Raw genomic sequence first — 17586 nt, forward strand, 5'->3', positions numbered from 1 at the left:
ACGCATAATTGCGTCTCCGAATGTACATTTCCGCTTGTCCTGCGGGAGACGCAATTATGCGTCTCTACAATATTTTAATCCCTCAAATTTTTAATCTCATCTGGGTCAATGGTTTTATATCGCCGGTAAACATTCAGGACGATGGCCAGCGCAACCGCTGTTGTTGCCGCGGCCAGCACAATAGCAAACAAGGCGAACACCTGTCCGCCGTTATTTAGCTTATCATATTTACCAAAAGCTACCAGGTTTAAAATGGCGGCGTTCAGCATCAGTTCAATACCTATTAATACTTGTATCGAGTTACGTTTGGATACAATCATGTACATGCCTGTGCAAAACAATAACGCGCCTACCAGTAAAAAATCGGTTAACGAGATCATGCCCTGCCCTCCTTACGTGATAAATGTGCCGCACCTACCAAAGCCATCAGCAATAAAACAGAAATGGCTTCAAAAGGCAGCAGGTAGGTGGTCATGAGGTTAACGCCTATATTATCTATAGTTGAAGAGATTGGCGTTATCTCCTTTTTTTGTGCGATGGCCTGTTTTACCCATGGCAGGTTATCAGCATCGGCTTTAAGGATAATGTTTACAATCACCGCTAAAAACAGCGCAGCCAGTATAACCGCCGGTACTTTAGCCATGTTAATGAATTTTCCTTTGTGTTGCTCTATCACATTTAGCGTTTCACGACCAGAAAGCATAAATGCAAAAAGGATTAACACCAAAATGCCTCCCACATAAATTACCACTTGCGTTACGGCAACAAAATCGGCAAGGGCAATTACATACAAGCCAGCTAATGCAAACAAGGTCACAAAAAATATAAAAATACTCCTGACCAGGTTTTTACTTAAAGCAGCATATAGCGCCGAGCCAATAGCAATAAAACTCATTGTATAAAACAGTAAGCGAACCAAGGTCATGCCCCACCCTCCTTTTGTTTCATGGCGGCTAATTTGGCAGCCTGTTTTTCGGCCTGCTGTTTGTCAAAAAGGGCACGCTTTTCGGCGGCATCTTCGGGCGTCATATCCGAAAACTGGTAAACCAGATCGCTTAGCTGAAAAACGGTTTTATCATACTGGTTAGTCATGGTAATGCATTCGGTTGGGCACACGATGGTACACAAGCCGCAATACATACATTTGGCCATATCAATATCAAACTTGGCAGCATACAGACGTTTGGTTGTACCATCGGATGTTTGGCCGATAGCTTCCGTAGCCTTGATCGATTCAATATCAATACAATTAACCGGGCAAACCTTAGCGCACAGATCACATACAATACAATCGTCCATTTCCACATCCAACTGGTACCGGCCCACTTCAGGTACCGGCAGTTGTTGCTTAGGATATTGAATAGTGTTGGTGCCATGCTCCAGTTGCTTAAAGTAATTGCTATCGCTCACGGTTACAATCTCCCTTTTGCCGTTACCCTCAAAGAGATGCCGGATGGTAAGGCTTAAACCTTTCCAAGCCGTTGTAAACGCTTTTATTACCTTCTGAACCATGATTTTTAGGATTTTAGGATTGCCAGGATATTGCCTTTCTCTCCGTTAAATCCGTTATTTTATATTTTAATAAATTCTATATTTCAACTTTTCCAAATCCGAAATCGAACATCCGACATCCGAAATTAAAAATCACATCAGCCACAACCTCCATACACCCGATATCAGCATACAAGCGAAAGCCACCGGGGTCAATACTTTCCAGCAAAGGTTCATGAGCTGGTCAACCCGCAAGCGGGGTAATGTCCACCTGATCCACATCTGAACACCCACCAGGCCCAATGTTTTTATTACCACCCATAATATCCCCCAGGCTACCCCCGTTGTCCAGGTTGCCAGTTTAACACCGCCTATATTAGGCAGCGGTGTATTCCAGGCACCTAAAAATAATATTACTGCTATCATGGATACCAGGAACATCATCGAATATTCGGCCAAAAATACCAGCGCGAAGCGGATCCCGGTAAACTCGGTATGGAAACCGGCAACCAGTTCCGACTCTGCTTCGGGGATATCAAAAGGTGCACGGTTACTCTCGGCCAATGAAGCTATAAAATAGATCACAAATGCGATGAGTAAATGAGGTGCACGGAATATGTTCCAGCTAAAAAAACCACCTATTTGAGATACGTCCCAAAACCCAGCGAATTTAACTTTTTCTGTCGCCAGGATACCCTGCTGGGCCGAAATCAGCTGCAAATCCAGCGTTTGTGCTATCATCACAACAGCTATAATGGCAAAACCGGCAGGGATCTCATACGAAATGATCTGTGCTGCCGAGCGCATGGCACCCAATATAGAATATTTGTTATTTGATCCCCAGCCTGCCATCAGGATGCCCAATGTTTCGATGGAAATAATGGCGAAGATATAATACAGGCCGATATTAGTCTTTGAAGGGATAAGTCCGGGGGCCCAGGGTAGCGCGGCGAAACCGAGGTATACGGCTATGAATATTACGGCCGGGGCCAGCATAAACAACCATTTATCGGCAGCGGCCGGGACGATCAGCTCTTTCTGAAGCATTTTTAAAATATCGGCCAGCGTTTGCAGCGAACCATATTTTCCCGTTTCCGTTGGACCGAGCCGGTCTTGTATAAACGCTGATATTTTACGCTCGGCATATACACCGAATAAAGCGAAAAAGGCCGAAAAACTGAACAACCCGATTGCTGCAATAAAATATGTAAAATAATAGTTCAACAGGAATATTTGCTTAAGGGTGCAAACTTACTAAATGTTGAGTTATTTAGAATGATTAAATTATATATTAAGTTGATAGGAGAACCATGATTTACCTGATTTAAGGATTGCCTGATATATCAACGCCTGAAGCTCTGTATCATGATCATCCTATAATCATAAAAATCAAGGTTCAACACTTCACCAAATCATTTGCCGATATAAACGTTGATTTTACCGGGGCCGAGAAAAACAGCGAGGCATGATGGTCAAAATCGGCAGTATCATCGGTAGTGGTATAAAACTTATTTTCGCCGTTCCGGCTAAGCTTTTGCTCAATTTCGGGGTGGCGGTTTAAATAACTAACAAGGCTTTTAGCCACGATATCGCCCTGCCCTATAACATTAATGCGTTCGGGCAAATGTGCTTTTATTTTGTCCTGGATAATAGGATAATGCGTGCAAGCCAGTAAAATGGTGTCGATGTTGGGCGATTGCGCCATGATTTGATCCAGGTACAGCTGCACAAAAAAATCTGCACCGGGTTTATCGTATTCCCCGTTTTCAATTAACGGCACCCAAAGCGGACAGGCCTGCTGGTAAACTTTTATGTCGGGGAAAAAATTCTGGATCTCGAGCAGGTATGAGCCAGATTGTACGGTGCCCTTTGTGCCAAGCACCCCAATCTCTTTGGTTTTAGTATAATCGCCAATAACCTCGGCCGTAGGGCGGATAACGCCCAATACCCTTTTCGACGGATCATCTATCTGTTTAAGGTCCTGCTGCTGAATGGTACGTAATGCCTTGGCCGATGCCGTATTACACGCCAGGATCACTAAGGGGCATCCCTGGTCAAACATCCACTGCACACATTCCCAGGTATACTGGTGTATGGTGCTGAATGAGCGGTTACCATAGGGAGCACGGGCATTATCGCCCATATAAATATAATCATAGCCGGGCAGTTGTTCAATGATAGAACGGAACACCGTTAGCCCGCCATAACCCGAATCAAAAATACCAATTGGTTGATTTGACATATACAAACATAAAAAAAGCGCCCCGTAATTACGGGGCGCTTTTGTATAATTTACTTAAAGGTGATTTTATTTTAAACCCAATTTCAATTTCACGGCAGCCATCAGATCGTCGCCTGCAGGAGATACGATCATGCTAACCTGTGATGAATCCAATACATAAGCGTAACCTTTTTCTTTAGCTACCGCTTGTACAGCCTGGCTAACTTTATCAATAATGGGTTTGCCTAATTCTTGTTTTTTAGCATCAACTTGTTGCTGAGCATTGTTTTGGTAATCGTTCATGCGTTTCTGAATATCCTGCAATTCAGAAGTTTTTGCTGAACGGGCAGCATCTGTCAAAGTTGAACCGTTTTTTTCCAAATCGGCACCCTTGGTTTGTAACTCATTGTTCATAGTGGTTAACTGATCAATGAATGTTTTTTGATAGGCCTGTAATGTTGTAGAAACAGTTTTAGTTTCAGGCATCTGGTCAATAACCTGGCTAAAATTAACATAACCTATTTTTGTTTGCGCTTTAGCAAAACTACCCACGAACAACATACCTGCTGCAACTAAGGCGACTTTAAATAGTTTTTTCATTTTGTTTTGTGTCCTGTGTTTAATAATGGATAATAATTATCTGTTTGTTTTTATAACGTGTATCAGCAAATTGCTCATGAACTAACCTCAGGAGAGCTTACAATGAACAGGAACATTTGACAGCTATCCTTACCCGGCTAAAATAACAATGGGGTAATTTAAATGGCAAACATAAAAAAAGCGTCCCGTTTAATCAGGGCGCTTTTTTATGTCTTTTGTATTCTTATTTCAAACCTAATTTTAATTTTACAGCTGCCATCAGGTCATCAGCATCAGGAGATACCAATAAGGTGATCTGTGATGAATCTAATACGTAAGCATAGCCTTTTTCTTTAGCTACAGCCTGTACTGCCTGGGTAGCTTTATCAATAAGCGGTTTACCTAATTCCTGCCTTTTTGCATCAACCTGTTGCTGGGCATTGTTTTGATAATCATTCATACGTTTTTGAATATCGGTAAGCTCGTTTTCTTTAGCAGTACGTACAGCATCGGTCATGCTTGCCCTTTTTGACTGGTAGTCCTGGCCTTTTGTCTGGTACTCATTATTCATTGTAGTAAGCTGATCAATAAATGTTTTTTGATAAGCCTGGATCGAAGCAGTTACAGTTTTAGTTTCGGGCATCATATCAATCAGCTGATTGAAGTTGATGTGGCCGATCTTAGTCTGAGCATTTGCAAAGCTGCCCGCAAATAACAAACCTACTGCAACTAAGGCAACTTTAAATAGTTTTTTCATTTTCCTTTTTCTGTGTTTAAATAATAGTTCGATTTATTTTAATTCAAATTATTTAGCAAATACCCCGGGTTTTAGTCCTAATCTGGTTATAACATCCGCGCTTTTATCATACCGCGGGTTAGCATATAACATAATAACCTCGCTGTTTTTATCAAAAATCATATCCAGGTTATCGCCTTCGGCAATTGCTTGTACAGCTTTAGACACCCTATCCTGAATTGGTTTAATCAGCGCTGTGCTTCTTTGCGAAAGCTCACCATCCGGACCAAACTTCTGACGTTGAAAATCTTTCGCGGCCTTTTCTTTGTCAACAATTTCGGCCTCACGGCGTTTTTTCATATCAGGGGTCATCAGCACCTGATCGGCCTGGTAAGCTTTATACAGGCGGTCGATTTCCTGAAAACGGCCGTCAACTTCCTTCTGCCACTGATCAGATAATGCAGCTAATTGCTTTTGTGATGAGGCATACTCGGGCATGTGCTTTAATATATACTCCGAATCAACATAAGCAAAACGTTGCGCATAAGCGCCTGCAAAAGCAGTTAACGTTAAAAAGGCTACTAAAATTATCTTCTTCATATATTCGGTACGCAAATTAATTAAATCCGCCGGATAAACTCTGAGAAATTGTAAAATGGAACTGGCCTTTATTTGCATCCGGTTGCCCCGGAATTTTATCAAAGCCATAACCATAATCTAACCCCAGTAAGCCAAATATAGGCAAAAATATCCTTGCGCCCACACCTACCGAACGCCTTACATTAAACGGATTAAACTGGCTAAACTGGTTCCACGCGTTACCGCCTTCGGCAAAGGCGAGCAAGAAAATTGTTGCCGACTGGCTTGCAATAACCGGGTGGCGAAGCTCCAGCGTGTATTTATTATAAATAGCGCTACCGGTGTTTGTATTTTGAGTTTCGTTTGAGCCCTCGGGTACAATCGAGAAGTTTTGGTAACCACGTAAGCCGATGATCTCACTACCCTGTAAAAACTGGTAGCTCTGCATACCGTCGCCACCTAATTTAAAGCGTTCAAACGGTGATGGGCCAACCTGGTGATTGTACTGGCCAAGGAAACCAAACCTAACCTGCGACATCAATACAAATTTGCCTACCAGTTTCGAGAACCACTGTGCATCGTATTTAAACTTATAGTACTCAACAAAATGGTAACGATCTTCGGGGGTGGCTATTTTATAATTGATGTTATTAAATAATGAGTAAGGCGGCGTAGCCTGTATCGTAAATTTAATATTTGAACCCTGGGTTGGGAAAATAGGCGCATCTATTGAGTTACGTGTCAACTCCTGGGTTAACTTAATGTTATAAGAGGTACCGTTGGTAAACAGGTAACCGGTGTAGTTATCAAGGCTGTAATGATCAAAGTTAAGTGAGTAGTTTAACTGGAAATAGTTATCAGGCCATTTTAAACGTTTACCCAATGTAACGCCCAAACCGTTAATACGCAATTTGTTATAGTATGGGCTTGTTTTTGGATAATACTGCCCTGTTGAACTTCCCTGTGTATAAGCAGACAATGCAAAGTAAATTGGTTTTTTTCCACCTAACCATGGCTCGGAGAATGTGAACGAGAAGTTTTGATAGGTACGGCCGCTCGACTGCCCCCTTAAGCTCAGTTTCTGACCATCGCCTTTTGGCAGTGGCTTGTAAGCTTTAAGGTGGAAGATATTACGGATAGAGAAGTTATTAAAGGTTAAACCCAATGTGCCTACCAACTGGCCGCCACCAAAACCACCCGAAAGCTCGATCTGGTCTGAAGGTTTTTCAACTACGTTATAAACCAAGTCAACCGTACCATCCTGCGGATTGATGTTGGTTGGTTTAGGTTCGGTTTTTTGCTCGTCGAAGTTGCCCAACTGGCCAATTTCACGCGCACTGCGGATCAGCAGGTCTTTATTGAATTTTTGACCCGGTTTTGTCTGGATCTCACGCATTACCACTTTATCGTTGGTAACGTCGTTACCTTTTAACATAACGCGGTTAATCGTATACTGAGGGCCTTCATAAATCCTCACATCAACATCTACAGTATCGTTATAAACCCTTGTTTGTACCGGATCGGCATTAAAGGTTAAGTAGCCATCATTAAGGTAAAGCGATGAAATGTCATCGTTACCCGGAGTCGGGCCGCTTAAACGCTTGTTCAGCTCATCTTCGCTAAATACGTCACCTTTTTTAACGTGAAGGATCCTGTTTAACAAATCGGTGGTATACTTGGCATTACCCGAAAACTTAACATTACCGAAGTAATATTTAGGGCCTTCATATACTTTCAGCTTTACGTTTACGGTTTCATCGTCATGTTTCCATACGGAATCGCTCAGGATCTCGGCATCACGGTATCCCCTGGCCTGCATTTTTTCAACCAGGTTTTGTTTATCCTCTTCGTATTTGTCCTGTTTAAATTTCTTTGAGCCAAACAGGTTATACCATTTACGTTTACGGGTTTTACTTAAAAAACCACGCAGGGTTCCGGTGCTAAATGCCTTGTTGCCCTCAAAAATAACATCGTTGATTTTAACCTTGGTCTTTTTATCAATGGCAACATCCAGTATAACGCTGTTAACATCACCCTGGTCTTTACGCTGGGTAATGGTAACGGTAGTGTTTAAGAAACCTTTCTCGTTAAAATGCTTTTTTATGATAGCAGTTGTTGTGCTGATGAGGTTTTCATTTACGATCTTGCCTACACGGTCGTTCAATTTTTTCTGAACATCTTCAATTTCGCCTTTGCGAATACCGGTTAAGTGCATGCGTGATAAACGCGGACGCTCCAACACGGCAATCTCCAGGTAAATGGTATCCATATTAATTTTGGTGATGTTCAATTGCACATCATCAAATAAACCTTGTTGATATAAGGTTTTAATTACCTCGGCATTACGTTCGCCCGGCAGGTTGATACGATCGCCTTTGGTTAATTTGGATAGCTGGATCAGGATGTCTTTATCAAGATATTTTGCGCCACTAACAGAAATACCACCAATAATATAATCTTTAGGATTAAGATAACTTAAACTATCAGCAGGTATCGATTTTGTAAGCGTAGGCCTCGGCCCATTGGATATCTGGGCGAAAGCCGTAGTAGCCAAAACCGAGAAAAGAATAGCAAAAAGAAATTTATACATTCGAATATTTTAGTGGGCTAAAAATAATTTATACAGTTGTTAAAATTTGTTAAAAGTAAAAATTTAGTTCACCTGCTCACTTGTTAAGCCAAAACGGCGCTCACGTTTCTGAAAATCAATCACTGCTTCATACAGGTCTTCTTTCCTGAAATCGGGCCATAATTTGGTTGTAAAATACAACTCGGCGTAAGCAATTTGCCATAATAAATAATTACTTATACGGTATTCACCGCTGGTTCTGATCAGCAGTTCGGGGTTTGGCATATCGCCTGTAAAAAGGTTTTGTTCAAAAACCTCTTCATTAATATCTTCCGCATTCAACTCGCCGTTTTTTACCTTTATGGCTATATTTTTTGCAGCCCGTACAATTTCGCGGCGCGAGCTATAGCTTAAAGCCAGCGTAAGCACAACACCGGTATTACCTGCTGTTGTTTCAATAGCATTATTAAGTTCACGAAGGCATTTTTCGGGCAGTGTGTCCAGATCGCCAATGGCATTTAGCCTGATGTTGTTTTTCATAAAGCCGGGAACCTCTTTATGAATAGTGGTTACCATTAACTCCATAATAGCCATAACCTCCAGCTTGGGGCGGTTCCAGTTTTCGGACGAAAATGTATATAAGGTGACATATTTAATACCCAATTTATCGGCCCCCTCAACAACATCCCTAACAGATGTTACACCGTTGTGATGGCCAAATATCCTTAATTTGCCTTTCCCTTTCGCCCAGCGCCCGTTGCCATCCATAATAATAGCTACGTGCTGTGGTAGTCTCGACAAATCAATCTGATCCAAATAATCCATATTACTCCTTATCAAAAGCCACCCTGTACAAACACACTTGTGTAAAATTTTTCATCAATACTATGGTCTGCGATATTCGGTTGTTAGACTAATCAATTATTAATTACCTGCATCCGCCGTTTTGCCACGCAAATTGACGGATTTTTCAGGGTACAAAGGTAAAACTTACTTTGTATTTTTTTAGTATCCCTCGCTAAAAGAAAATGTTATTGCGAATAATATATTAAAACTGCCTAAACAGCTATCAAAACCATGATTTTTCATAATTTTTGGTTTAAAGCTCAAAAAAATAAAAAAGCCGGTAGCCATTATCTGCCTGATAATGAAAGCTGCCGACCTCAAAAAACCACCTGTAAATTTGCTTACAATTGCGTTACACTTTTATATTCCTTTTTGTTTAAGCGCGTCAACATCGGCGGGCATAATATCAACTATAGCGTATTGCTGAATGCCGGTAATAGCCAGCTCATCAAGCGTACTCACCAAATTGCTGTATTGCGATTTATCGCTTGGTTTTACCAATACTATCATGCTTTTGCCCGAGCCGTCGTGTACTTTTTTATTGGTTTCGATGATAGCCCTGCGAATGCCATTGGCTGAAAAATCGGTTACCGAAGGTGCAATGATCGGATTTTTAAGCTCGCCCAGAAAATACATGGCCTTATTATTTTTGCCCAAAACAACAGTCAGTGTTCGGCTTGCCGGAACCGGCATTCCGTCGCCGCCGTCATCTGGCATAGCCAAATCCATAGCTTTTGGTTTAGCCAGCGTGGTGGTCATGATAAAAAAGGTAATAAGCAGGAATGCAAGATCGACCATTGCAGTAAGATCAACGCGGGCGTTTATTTTTTTGCGTTTGTGCTTTCCGCCGCCATTTTGAGGAGATGAGTTTAATTCGGCCATGACTTTAAAGATTTTAGGTTAATAATCAGTACAATACTAAATTACAAAATACAATATAAAAACAGAATTAAATATTGTATTTTAAATTTAAAACGAATTAAATATTGAATTATTATCTAAAGAGACGCAATAAATCCACAACACTTGTTAGGCCTGATGTAATTAGAAGTAGCAGTTTGCTGTTACAAAAGTAAATGAGATTGTAAAGTTAAGGAAGAAGTAGGTATCATGCGATTTAAAGTCGCCGCGCTGAGAACCAACGGTGCCAATATAATTGCCGGTTTTTTCGCCCGAACGATCAGAAAGTAAAGCGCCGGTCGTGGTCATTTTGCTTTTATCGGCATATACACCGCTTACATCATCCAGGTAATCTGTAAATGCATATCGATAGCCCATATCGGCCATAACTGTAAACTTACCGGATAAATTATACTTGATACCTAAACCATATGGAATTACGACAGTGTTATTACCATAAGGCTTAGCCTGACCTTCGGTTTTTAGCTGCCTTAAGCCAACCTCGTGCCCGTTAAAATCCTGTGCACGCGGCGCGTAAGATGTAATACCAATACCTGTAAATATATAAGGGGTGTATTTGTTTCGTCCGGCATCGGGGATATAGTTCATAAAGTTAAACTCGCCGATAAGACTTACCTCCCGCAATTGATCTTTAAAGTTAAGGTTACGATCACGAAACTGCTGGTAGCCGGACCGGTTATCATAAGCCGATATATTACCAACACCAATATTCAGTTTAGCTGAAAAATAGCCATTAAAATTTCTTTTACCAAAGATACCCGCCGAAACGCCGCTTATTTTAACAGGGTTATTGGGGTTAAGATCACCTATGTACCCTGCACCGCCTATCGATCCGCCTATTTCCCAGGTTTGGGCCTGCAGCTGATAAGTTAAAAACAAGAATATGGCAAAAAGTAAAAATTTAGGCATTAATCAAATTTAGTAATTACGGGCATCAAGGCCCCAAAGCAGTTTATTCCTTAACGTAGTTAAATAGCTTTCATTACTAAGGCGAATTAAATTTAACTGAAAACTGGCTTTTTGAACATGAAACTTAACTGTTTGATCTAAAACTTCCGTCCGCGAATCGCAGGAGATGATATAATTAGCGCTGCGGCTTTCCACCTCAAAACAAAGCTTACTGGTATCAGGGATCACTATAGGCCGCACGTTAAGGTTGTGAGGTGATACCGGGGTTACCACTATGCTGTTTGACTGCGGGAAAATAATGGGCCCGCCGCAACTTAACGAATAAGCCGTTGAGCCGGTTGATGTGGAGATGATAATACCATCACCCCAGTATGAGTTCAAAAACTCATCGTTCAAAAACACATGGGTAATGATCATGGCGGCATCATCGCGCTTATGGATGGTTACATCATTAAGGGCAAAATTATTGCTGCCAAAAACATTAGGGTCCGAGTCGACGGTAAGCAATTCGCGGCAATCGCAGGTAAACTGCCTGTTCACCACGGCATGAATGGCTGCCGTAATATCACTTTTATTAACACTGGCCAAAAAGCCCAGGCGGCCAAAGTTTATACCGATAACAGGGATCCCCGAATCGCGAATCAAGGTAACCGTATCAAGCAGGGTACCATCGCCTCCAAGCGTTATAAAAATATCAATAAAGCCTTTTAAGGTTTCGGCGGGGCGCAACACTTTATATTGCACTGTGGTTAGTTTATCCTGCAAATATTCGTGGAGTTGCTGGTGTACATAAATATCAACGCCATGCAATGCAAGGTTATCAAAAACCTGCTGTATAAAAGGTAAAACAGATGGCTCATTAAACGGCCTGCCGTAAACTGCTATTTTCATTTTTTAAAAAAGCGAATATCGAACTTTGAAAGTACATTAATTGCAGCAAGGCATAAATAATTAATACCGGCATAAACTAAACTCTACAACCCACCCATCATACATTTTTCTTATAATGGTAAATTGTGCACTATTGTTTGCTTATATTTCCTAATAATGGCATTTTAATTGCGCTAACAGATAAATAACTTCAAAGTAAAATAATTAAGTTTAACTATTTTGGCCTACCTTACCAATATTAAACAACGGTTATTTTATTGATGGATAAAACTTTTACCCAAAAACTATCGGATATACAGTCAATAGCTGATGACCTTCCTTCTGCATTAATAATTCATGAGGTTGAAACGCTGCAGATAGTGTATATGAACAGTGTAGGTCTCGATATACTGGGTACCACACTTGATGAACTGCAGGCCATGGGCCCTGAAACATATCACGTTAAATATTTTAACACCGAAGACAGCAACGAATACGTACCCAAAATTTTGCACCTGATAAAAAGCAAAACACAGGAGCAGGTATCCTATTTTCAGCAGGTACGTGTACCTGATAACCCCGAATGGCAATTATTTGTGAGCAATACCAAAGTTTTTGCACGCAATGAAGCAGGCGATGCTGCATATTTGTTAACCATTGCCAGCAGGCTTGATCCTGTACATCATATTACCACCAAGGTAAACAGGCTTATGGATGAGATCGCTTTTTTACGCCATAATAACCTGTTATTTTTAACGCTTACGCGGCGCGAAAAAGAGATTCTGAAATATATTGCCATGGGTATGAGCTCGGCCGAGATCAGCGCGAAGCTATTCATTGCCCCGGCTACTGCCGAAACGCACCGTAAAAACATCAAAAACAAACTGCACCTGAAAAATAATTATGATGCAGTGATGTTTGCGCAGGCTTATAATTTGGTCTGAAATCATAACAAGTCGGAAGTTCCGGGTCTTAAGTCAGTAGTTTAAATTATGCAAAAGTCATGCATAGCGGACTCAAGACTTCGGACTAATGATTTAAGACTTCGGACTTAATACTACAAATTAAGGTAATTCATGAGCGAATCATACCTGTCGCGGGTGGTATCGTTGATATCGGTATGATTAAAGGTAGCTTTGATATCATACTCATACCGAAGGAAGCTGGCAGTTATGGCCGAAATATCCTGCTTGTTAACCTTAAGGGTAACTTCCATCCGGGTTGAATCGGGAAAGGACTGAACATAAGAGCTCAGAACCTGCGCGTTGTCTGACTCAACTATCTGCGCCATGTGCGCAAGCGAATTATTTTTATTATTGATCTCCAGTACAATAATGCCTCCCGGTTGCGATACTGAAGTTATTTTTGCGAAATATTCTGTAATGGCGTTAATAGATATCAACCCAAGATAGTTGCTTTTTGCGTCAAGCACCGGTACAATGGTAAGCTGCTGCTCATAAAACAGGCGGATAACATCATAAATATGCTGATCTTCCAGCACGTAGGGATTAACCAACGAAAGGGCCAGTGCACCTATGGGTGTTTGATAATCACTTTCGGCTATCAGGTCATCCTCGGCAAGCAAACCCAAAAACTGTTCTTCATTTACAATAGGCAAATGCCTGAGGCGAAACTCAATCATACGGTCAAGCACTTTCTGAATGGTATCAGAAGTGTGTACCGGCGGTATCGAGTCAGCTATCAGGTCAAGTGCTATCATCTATGCATTTACTTTGGTCTCTAATTTAGTTAAAAACTGTTTAAGTAAAGTATTAAATTCTTCAGGGTGCTCCATCATAGGGGCGTGTCCGCATTTATCAATCCAATGAAGTTCCGAATCGGGCAGTAGTTCATGAAATTCAACAGCTACCTCGGGCGGGGTGATCTTATCATTACGGCCCCATATCAAAGATACCGGGATAGTGATCTTATGCAGATCTTTTTTCATATTATGCCTGATGGCAGATTTTGCCATGGCCAGCAAGCGGATCACCTTATGCCTGTCGTTAATGGTCTGAAAAACATCAAGCACCAACTCATCGGTGGCAATAGCCGGATCGTAAAATGTAAATTGCACTTTTTCGCGCACAAAATCAATACTCTCCCTGCGCGGAAAAGAGCCGCCGAAAGCATTTTCATATAAGCCCGAGCTACCAGTTAAAACAAGAGCCTTGATGTTTTCGGGATGCGTGGTTAAATAAACTAATGCCACATGCCCACCAAGCGAGTTACCCAATAAGGTAATATTGCTAAGCTTTTTAAACTTTATAAACTTATGTACAAATTTCGATAAACTTTTTACCCCGGTACTAATCAGCGGCATGTCATAAACAGGCAGCATGGGGATAATAACCCTGTACTTTGATTTAAACTCATTAATAACACCATCCCAATTGCTCAACGCCCCCATTAAACCATGCAGCAGTAACAGCACCTCTCCTTCGCCCTCATCGATGTAACTAAAACCGTGTTCCTCTTTAAGCACGAACTCCATATAAAATATTAAAAATTAATTTTTCAAACTTATCTTATACCAAAATCGCTTTCAGTACAAATTCCTGTTATTCCGCTGTAAAATTAGTTTATTACGAACGACATTTAGCAAGTATAGTAATTATTTACCAATGTAGTAATGTTAAGCTTTTATTAATAAGATTAACATTAACACAACATTGCACAAAAAAACGCTGTACTATTAAATGGTAAAAACTTAACCTAATAACTGTTTAACCACCTCTGATATTGTTTTACCATCGGCCTTGCCTGCAAGCTCTTTACTGGCCATACCCATTACGCGGCCCATATCTTTTACGGATGTAGCGCCTATCCTGCCAATAAGCTCTTCAAGGTAGCCTTCAATTTCAAACTTGCTCATTTGTTGCGGAAGGTATTCTTCAATAACCAGCATTTCGGCTATTTCCACCTGGTACAAGTCGTCGCGATTTTGCTCCTTATAAATATCGGCCGATTCCTTACGCTGTTTTACCAGCTTTTGCAATACTTTAATTTCAGCATCCTCGGTTAGTTCATCAGCAGCGCCTTTTTCGGTTTTAGCCAAAAGCAATGCCGATTTGATGGCACGCAACCCCTGTAAACGATCTGCCTGCTTGGCAAGCATGGCCAGTTTAATGTCCTGGTCTATTTGTGTAATTAACGACATATGTTTTATGTTAGTCCGGAATTCCGATGTCGGAAAGTCCGGAAGTTTTTCTTTTTAGTCCGGAAATCCGATGTCCGGAAGTCCGAAGGATTTGTTTGGTTAATAAAGCAGCCTTGTCTTACTTTCGGACTTTACTGACTTTCCGACTTCAGACTTCCCTCCTACCCCCTAAATATCGTACCTGCGTTGGCTTGCGCTGCAGGCATGATAACCAGGTCGTTAATGTTAACATGTGCCGGTCGTGATGCAATGAACCAGATAGTTTCGGCCACATCTTCGGCCACCAATGGTTTAAAACCATCATAAACTTTTTTGGCCCTTTCCTTATCACCCTTAAAGCGCACCTCCGAAAACTCGGTTTCCACAGCTCCCGGGTGTATCGCCGTTACCTTAATACCGTGGGGTAAAAGGTCAATCCGCATACCTTTATTTAAAGCATCAACTGCATGTTTGGTAGCGCAATATACATTTCCGTTAGCATAAACTTCCTTACCGGCAATGGAGCCAAGGTTTATAATGTGCCCCTTACCATTTTCTATCATCCAGTTTGATACCACCCGGCTTACATACAGCAGGCCCTTGATATTGGTATCAATCATGGTTTCCCAATCATCAATACTGCCTTTTTGAATAGGATCAAGCCCCTGGCTTAAACCGGCGTTGTTAACCAATACCGTCACTTTCCTCCATTCGGCCGGCAAAGCTTCCAGGTTGTTAATGGTATCTTCGCGGTTACGCACATCAAATGACGAAACCGCAACTTCTACGTTATACTTATCATTCAGGTGTTTGGCCAGTTTCTCCAACCTATCTAACCGGCGACCGGTTAATACAAGGTCATAGCCTTCGCGGGCAAAAACGTGTGCACATGCCTCGCCAATGCCGGCGGTAGCTCCTGTAATTAAGGCAATCTTACTCATAGATATTGATAACTATAAACAGCGAAATTATGTTTTTTACTTTAAAATATTGTCGGTTGGGAGTAAGGATGTTTTTTGAAAGGGAGGATTTTACCCACCCCAATATCGGGTTGAAAACGCAAGTCTATTTTACGCTCTCATTATAAATGAGCACGAGATTTAGGAAAATTACATTCTACTCAAAAATCAAGCTAAACATAATGGTGTGTAAGCCCAACCTGCTGAGGGGCGCCGAGTAGGGGTTATACTCACGCATCAACACGTTGCCTAACGAATTGGAGATCTTAATCTCGGGCGAAAGCTTAAAAAATTCAAAATAAATATCACAACCCACGCCCGCCTCATACGAGGCAAAGCCACCTACGTTTTTAACCAGCTTCTCCGAAAGGTCAAGATTGGCATCCGCGTTTTTCTTAGATCCTATGGCCTGGGTGTATTTCAGGCCGCCTACAACATAAGCCCTGAAATCGCCCAACCTGTCTGATTTTAATTTCAATTGCAGGGGAACGTCCACCGAAGTGGTTTGTATTTTTTTATCTACATCTTCCGACGGATCGACATAAGAATAATGCAAAGCCCTGTCGGCAAAAATTAATGATGGTGTGGTGCGTACCTCAAGGTGCTCGGTGATCCTGTACCGGGTCAAAAAACCTACTCCGAAAGCCGGTGAACTTTTTGAGCTGATGCTGTTAAGCGGCCCTTTAACCTGCACACCGTTCTCATCTAAAAACGCGTTGCGAAAATTGGGCTGGTTAACAATTTTAAAATCGGTGCTTACGTAAGTAAAACTGAAACCAAAGCTCAGATCCTGCTGATCGGCGCCGCCACCCCATGCCGGTACATGCTGCGCAAACAATAAATTGCTGCTAAAAATAAGTACAACTACAAGCAGGTAACGGTTTATAATCATTTAATACCGGTGTATATTGAACAGATACCAAACGTTAAAGGCCTGCATTTGGTATTCTTAAAGCCTACTTTATCCATCAAACCCACAAAAGCCTGCCCATCCGGAAAAGCAGCTACCGACTCCGGTAAATAGCTGTATGCTCTTGCATCTTTGCTGAACAATTTACCAATACCCGGGGTAATATAGCTGAAGTAAAAATTATATAACTGCTTTACCGGAAATACTTTAGGCTTTGAAAACTCAAGCACCACCACCTTTCCTCCGGGTTTTAGCACCCGAATTATATCAGCAAGGCCTTTTTCCAGGTTTTCAAAATTACGTACACCGTAGGCAACCGTAACAGCGTCAAACTCCGCGCCCTCAAACGGCAGTTTTTCCGAATCGCCCAGTTTTACAGCAAATTTATCGCTCAAACCCCGTTTCGCTATTTTTTGCTCCGCGATGTCAAGCATCCCCCTTGAAATATCAACACCAATAATTTTTTCAGGTTTCAGGATAGATAAAGCCTCAAAAGCAAAATCGCCGGTGCCGGTAGCAACGTCCAGTATCAGTTTTGGTTTATCCTTTTTTAATTCGTTGATGGCTTTTTTACGCCAAATGATATCAATACCAAGTGACAGGAAATGGTTAAGGAAATCATAGGTTTTTGATATATTGTTGAACATATCTGCTACCTGTTCTTTTTTGGTAGCCTGCTCGTCATGGTACGGTGTTATGGTTTTGCTCATCGCAGCAAAGATAATGATTGTATAGTGAATGCTTTAATATTAAGAAAGCTGAAAGTGAATACTGAAACAGGGCTGACAAGTTAACTCATCCCTACTTCGCTGCGCCCGTCACTCCTCTCTGCTTCGCAAAGCGAGGTTTTCTTTCTT

20 protein-coding genes are annotated in these 17586 nt (G+C 41.5%); 1 reads left to right on the forward strand and 19 read right to left on the reverse strand.

Translation table 11 applies throughout. From position 1 onward, the window contains the following. Positions 1-74 precede the first annotated feature (74 nt). The 13 genes from nuoK to J3L18_RS17345 form a co-directional block, all read right to left on the reverse strand. Complete coding sequence (nuoK, locus tag J3L18_RS17285) at positions 75-380, reverse strand: NADH-quinone oxidoreductase subunit NuoK (RefSeq protein ID WP_129568476.1); 306 nt, start codon at positions 378-380, stop codon at positions 75-77. Beyond that, positions 377-895, reverse strand: coding sequence for an NADH-quinone oxidoreductase subunit J family protein (locus J3L18_RS17290; RefSeq protein WP_223266113.1), 519 nt, complete (start codon positions 893-895; stop codon positions 377-379). The genes nuoK and J3L18_RS17290 overlap by 4 nt, the downstream gene beginning before the upstream one ends. 26 nt (positions 896-921) lie before the next feature. Then, a complete protein-coding gene (locus tag J3L18_RS17295) occupies positions 922-1512 on the reverse strand; it encodes a 4Fe-4S binding protein (protein WP_129568474.1) in 591 nt (196 codons plus the stop codon). 132 nt (positions 1513-1644) lie between these two features. Further along, a complete protein-coding gene (gene nuoH / locus J3L18_RS17300; protein ID WP_129568473.1) occupies positions 1645-2715 on the reverse strand; it encodes an NADH-quinone oxidoreductase subunit NuoH in 1071 nt (356 codons plus the stop codon). A 172-nt stretch (positions 2716-2887) separates the two neighbouring features. Next, positions 2888-3733 (reverse strand): glutamate racemase, encoded by an 846-nt coding sequence (gene murI, locus J3L18_RS17305; protein WP_090531914.1) that lies wholly within the window; start codon positions 3731-3733, stop codon positions 2888-2890. 66 nt (positions 3734-3799) lie between these two features. Next, a complete protein-coding gene (locus J3L18_RS17310; RefSeq protein ID WP_090531916.1) occupies positions 3800-4312 on the reverse strand; it encodes an OmpH/Skp family outer membrane protein in 513 nt (170 codons plus the stop codon). 223 nt (positions 4313-4535) lie between these two features. After that, positions 4536-5048, reverse strand: coding sequence for an OmpH/Skp family outer membrane protein (locus tag J3L18_RS17315; RefSeq protein ID WP_090531918.1), 513 nt, complete (start codon positions 5046-5048; stop codon positions 4536-4538). Between the two features lie 48 nt (positions 5049-5096). Then, the gene (locus tag J3L18_RS17320) at positions 5097-5627 is read right to left on the reverse strand and encodes an OmpH/Skp family outer membrane protein (protein WP_090532069.1); all 531 of its coding nucleotides are present in this window, start codon (positions 5625-5627) and stop codon (positions 5097-5099) included. Between the two features lie 16 nt (positions 5628-5643). Continuing rightward, positions 5644-8196: an outer membrane protein assembly factor BamA gene (gene bamA / locus J3L18_RS17325; RefSeq protein WP_129568472.1), complete on the reverse strand. Its 2553-nt coding sequence runs from the start codon at positions 8194-8196 to the stop codon at positions 5644-5646. Positions 8197-8259: 63 nt separating this feature from the next. Beyond that, complete coding sequence (gene uppS, locus J3L18_RS17330; RefSeq protein WP_129568471.1) at positions 8260-9000, reverse strand: undecaprenyl pyrophosphate synthase; 741 nt, start codon at positions 8998-9000, stop codon at positions 8260-8262. Between the two features lie 381 nt (positions 9001-9381). Next, complete coding sequence (locus tag J3L18_RS17335; RefSeq protein WP_090531923.1) at positions 9382-9903, reverse strand: ExbD/TolR family protein; 522 nt, start codon at positions 9901-9903, stop codon at positions 9382-9384. A 162-nt stretch (positions 9904-10065) separates the two neighbouring features. Beyond that, on the reverse strand, positions 10066-10851 hold the full coding sequence (porG, locus tag J3L18_RS17340; protein ID WP_129568470.1) for a type IX secretion system protein PorG: 786 nt from the start codon (positions 10849-10851) through the stop codon (positions 10066-10068). 9 nt (positions 10852-10860) lie between these two features. Next, entirely contained in the window at positions 10861-11742 is an 882-nt protein-coding gene (locus tag J3L18_RS17345) for an NAD kinase (protein WP_129568469.1), read from the reverse strand. A 260-nt stretch (positions 11743-12002) separates the two neighbouring features. Here J3L18_RS17345 and J3L18_RS17350 point away from each other — a divergent pair, with 260 nt between their 5' ends. Next, positions 12003-12665 carry a response regulator transcription factor gene (locus J3L18_RS17350; RefSeq protein WP_129568468.1) on the forward strand — a complete coding sequence of 221 codons (663 nt, stop codon included), beginning with the start codon at positions 12003-12005 and terminating at the stop codon, positions 12663-12665. A 113-nt stretch (positions 12666-12778) separates the two neighbouring features. On the opposite strand, the gene J3L18_RS17355 is transcribed toward J3L18_RS17350, so the two are convergent. The 6 genes from J3L18_RS17355 to ubiE all read right to left on the reverse strand — a co-directional run bounded on the left by J3L18_RS17355 (position 12779) and on the right by ubiE (position 17439). Beyond that, positions 12779-13441, reverse strand: a complete 663-nt coding sequence (locus J3L18_RS17355) for a CBS domain-containing protein (protein ID WP_091172579.1) — start codon at positions 13439-13441, stop codon at positions 12779-12781. Next, a complete protein-coding gene (locus J3L18_RS17360) occupies positions 13442-14215 on the reverse strand; it encodes an alpha/beta fold hydrolase (RefSeq protein WP_129568467.1) in 774 nt (257 codons plus the stop codon). A 216-nt stretch (positions 14216-14431) separates the two neighbouring features. Then, positions 14432-14881 (reverse strand): GatB/YqeY domain-containing protein, encoded by a 450-nt coding sequence (locus tag J3L18_RS17365; protein ID WP_091172583.1) that lies wholly within the window; start codon positions 14879-14881, stop codon positions 14432-14434. Between the two features lie 161 nt (positions 14882-15042). Further along, positions 15043-15801 (reverse strand): SDR family oxidoreductase, encoded by a 759-nt coding sequence (locus J3L18_RS17370; RefSeq protein ID WP_129568466.1) that lies wholly within the window; start codon positions 15799-15801, stop codon positions 15043-15045. 175 nt (positions 15802-15976) lie between these two features. After that, the gene (gene porT / locus J3L18_RS17375; RefSeq protein WP_129568465.1) at positions 15977-16711 is read right to left on the reverse strand and encodes a type IX secretion/gliding motility protein PorT/SprT; all 735 of its coding nucleotides are present in this window, start codon (positions 16709-16711) and stop codon (positions 15977-15979) included. Further along, the gene (ubiE, locus tag J3L18_RS17380; RefSeq protein ID WP_129568464.1) at positions 16708-17439 is read right to left on the reverse strand and encodes a bifunctional demethylmenaquinone methyltransferase/2-methoxy-6-polyprenyl-1,4-benzoquinol methylase UbiE; all 732 of its coding nucleotides are present in this window, start codon (positions 17437-17439) and stop codon (positions 16708-16710) included. The genes porT and ubiE overlap by 4 nt, the downstream gene beginning before the upstream one ends. Positions 17440-17586: the final 147 nt, after the last annotated feature.

This window comes from Mucilaginibacter gossypii (assembly GCF_017569325.2).
In the GTDB taxonomy this organism is placed as follows: Bacteria; Bacteroidota; Bacteroidia; order Sphingobacteriales; family Sphingobacteriaceae; genus Mucilaginibacter; species Mucilaginibacter gossypii.

Bases quoted from the DNA above. Each gene is read 5' to 3' on its own strand.
- nuoK (WP_129568476.1), bottom strand. From the start codon at position 380: ATGATCTCGTTAACCGATTTTTTACTGGTAGGCGCGTTATTGTTTTGC.
- J3L18_RS17290 (WP_223266113.1), bottom strand. From the start codon at position 895: ATGAGTTTTATTGCTATTGGCTCGGCGCTATATGCTGCTTTAAGTAAA.
- J3L18_RS17295 (WP_129568474.1), bottom strand. From the start codon at position 1,512: ATGGTTCAGAAGGTAATAAAAGCGTTTACAACGGCTTGGAAAGGTTTA.
- murI (WP_090531914.1), bottom strand. From the start codon at position 3,733: ATGTCAAATCAACCAATTGGTATTTTTGATTCGGGTTATGGCGGGCTA.
- J3L18_RS17310 (WP_090531916.1), bottom strand. From the start codon at position 4,312: ATGAAAAAACTATTTAAAGTCGCCTTAGTTGCAGCAGGTATGTTGTTC.
- J3L18_RS17315 (WP_090531918.1), bottom strand. From the start codon at position 5,048: ATGAAAAAACTATTTAAAGTTGCCTTAGTTGCAGTAGGTTTGTTATTT.
- J3L18_RS17320 (WP_090532069.1), bottom strand. From the start codon at position 5,627: ATGAAGAAGATAATTTTAGTAGCCTTTTTAACGTTAACTGCTTTTGCA.
- bamA (WP_129568472.1), bottom strand. From the start codon at position 8,196: ATGTATAAATTTCTTTTTGCTATTCTTTTCTCGGTTTTGGCTACTACG.
- uppS (WP_129568471.1), bottom strand. From the start codon at position 9,000: ATGGATTATTTGGATCAGATTGATTTGTCGAGACTACCACAGCACGTA.
- J3L18_RS17335 (WP_090531923.1), bottom strand. From the start codon at position 9,903: ATGGCCGAATTAAACTCATCTCCTCAAAATGGCGGCGGAAAGCACAAA.
- porG (WP_129568470.1), bottom strand. From the start codon at position 10,851: ATGCCTAAATTTTTACTTTTTGCCATATTCTTGTTTTTAACTTATCAG.
- J3L18_RS17345 (WP_129568469.1), bottom strand. From the start codon at position 11,742: ATGAAAATAGCAGTTTACGGCAGGCCGTTTAATGAGCCATCTGTTTTA.
- J3L18_RS17350 (WP_129568468.1), top strand. From the start codon at position 12,003: ATGGATAAAACTTTTACCCAAAAACTATCGGATATACAGTCAATAGCT.
- J3L18_RS17355 (WP_091172579.1), bottom strand. From the start codon at position 13,441: ATGATAGCACTTGACCTGATAGCTGACTCGATACCGCCGGTACACACT.
- J3L18_RS17360 (WP_129568467.1), bottom strand. From the start codon at position 14,215: ATGGAGTTCGTGCTTAAAGAGGAACACGGTTTTAGTTACATCGATGAG.
- J3L18_RS17365 (WP_091172583.1), bottom strand. From the start codon at position 14,881: ATGTCGTTAATTACACAAATAGACCAGGACATTAAACTGGCCATGCTT.
- J3L18_RS17370 (WP_129568466.1), bottom strand. From the start codon at position 15,801: ATGAGTAAGATTGCCTTAATTACAGGAGCTACCGCCGGCATTGGCGAG.
- porT (WP_129568465.1), bottom strand. From the start codon at position 16,711: ATGATTATAAACCGTTACCTGCTTGTAGTTGTACTTATTTTTAGCAGC.
- ubiE (WP_129568464.1), bottom strand. From the start codon at position 17,439: ATGAGCAAAACCATAACACCGTACCATGACGAGCAGGCTACCAAAAAA.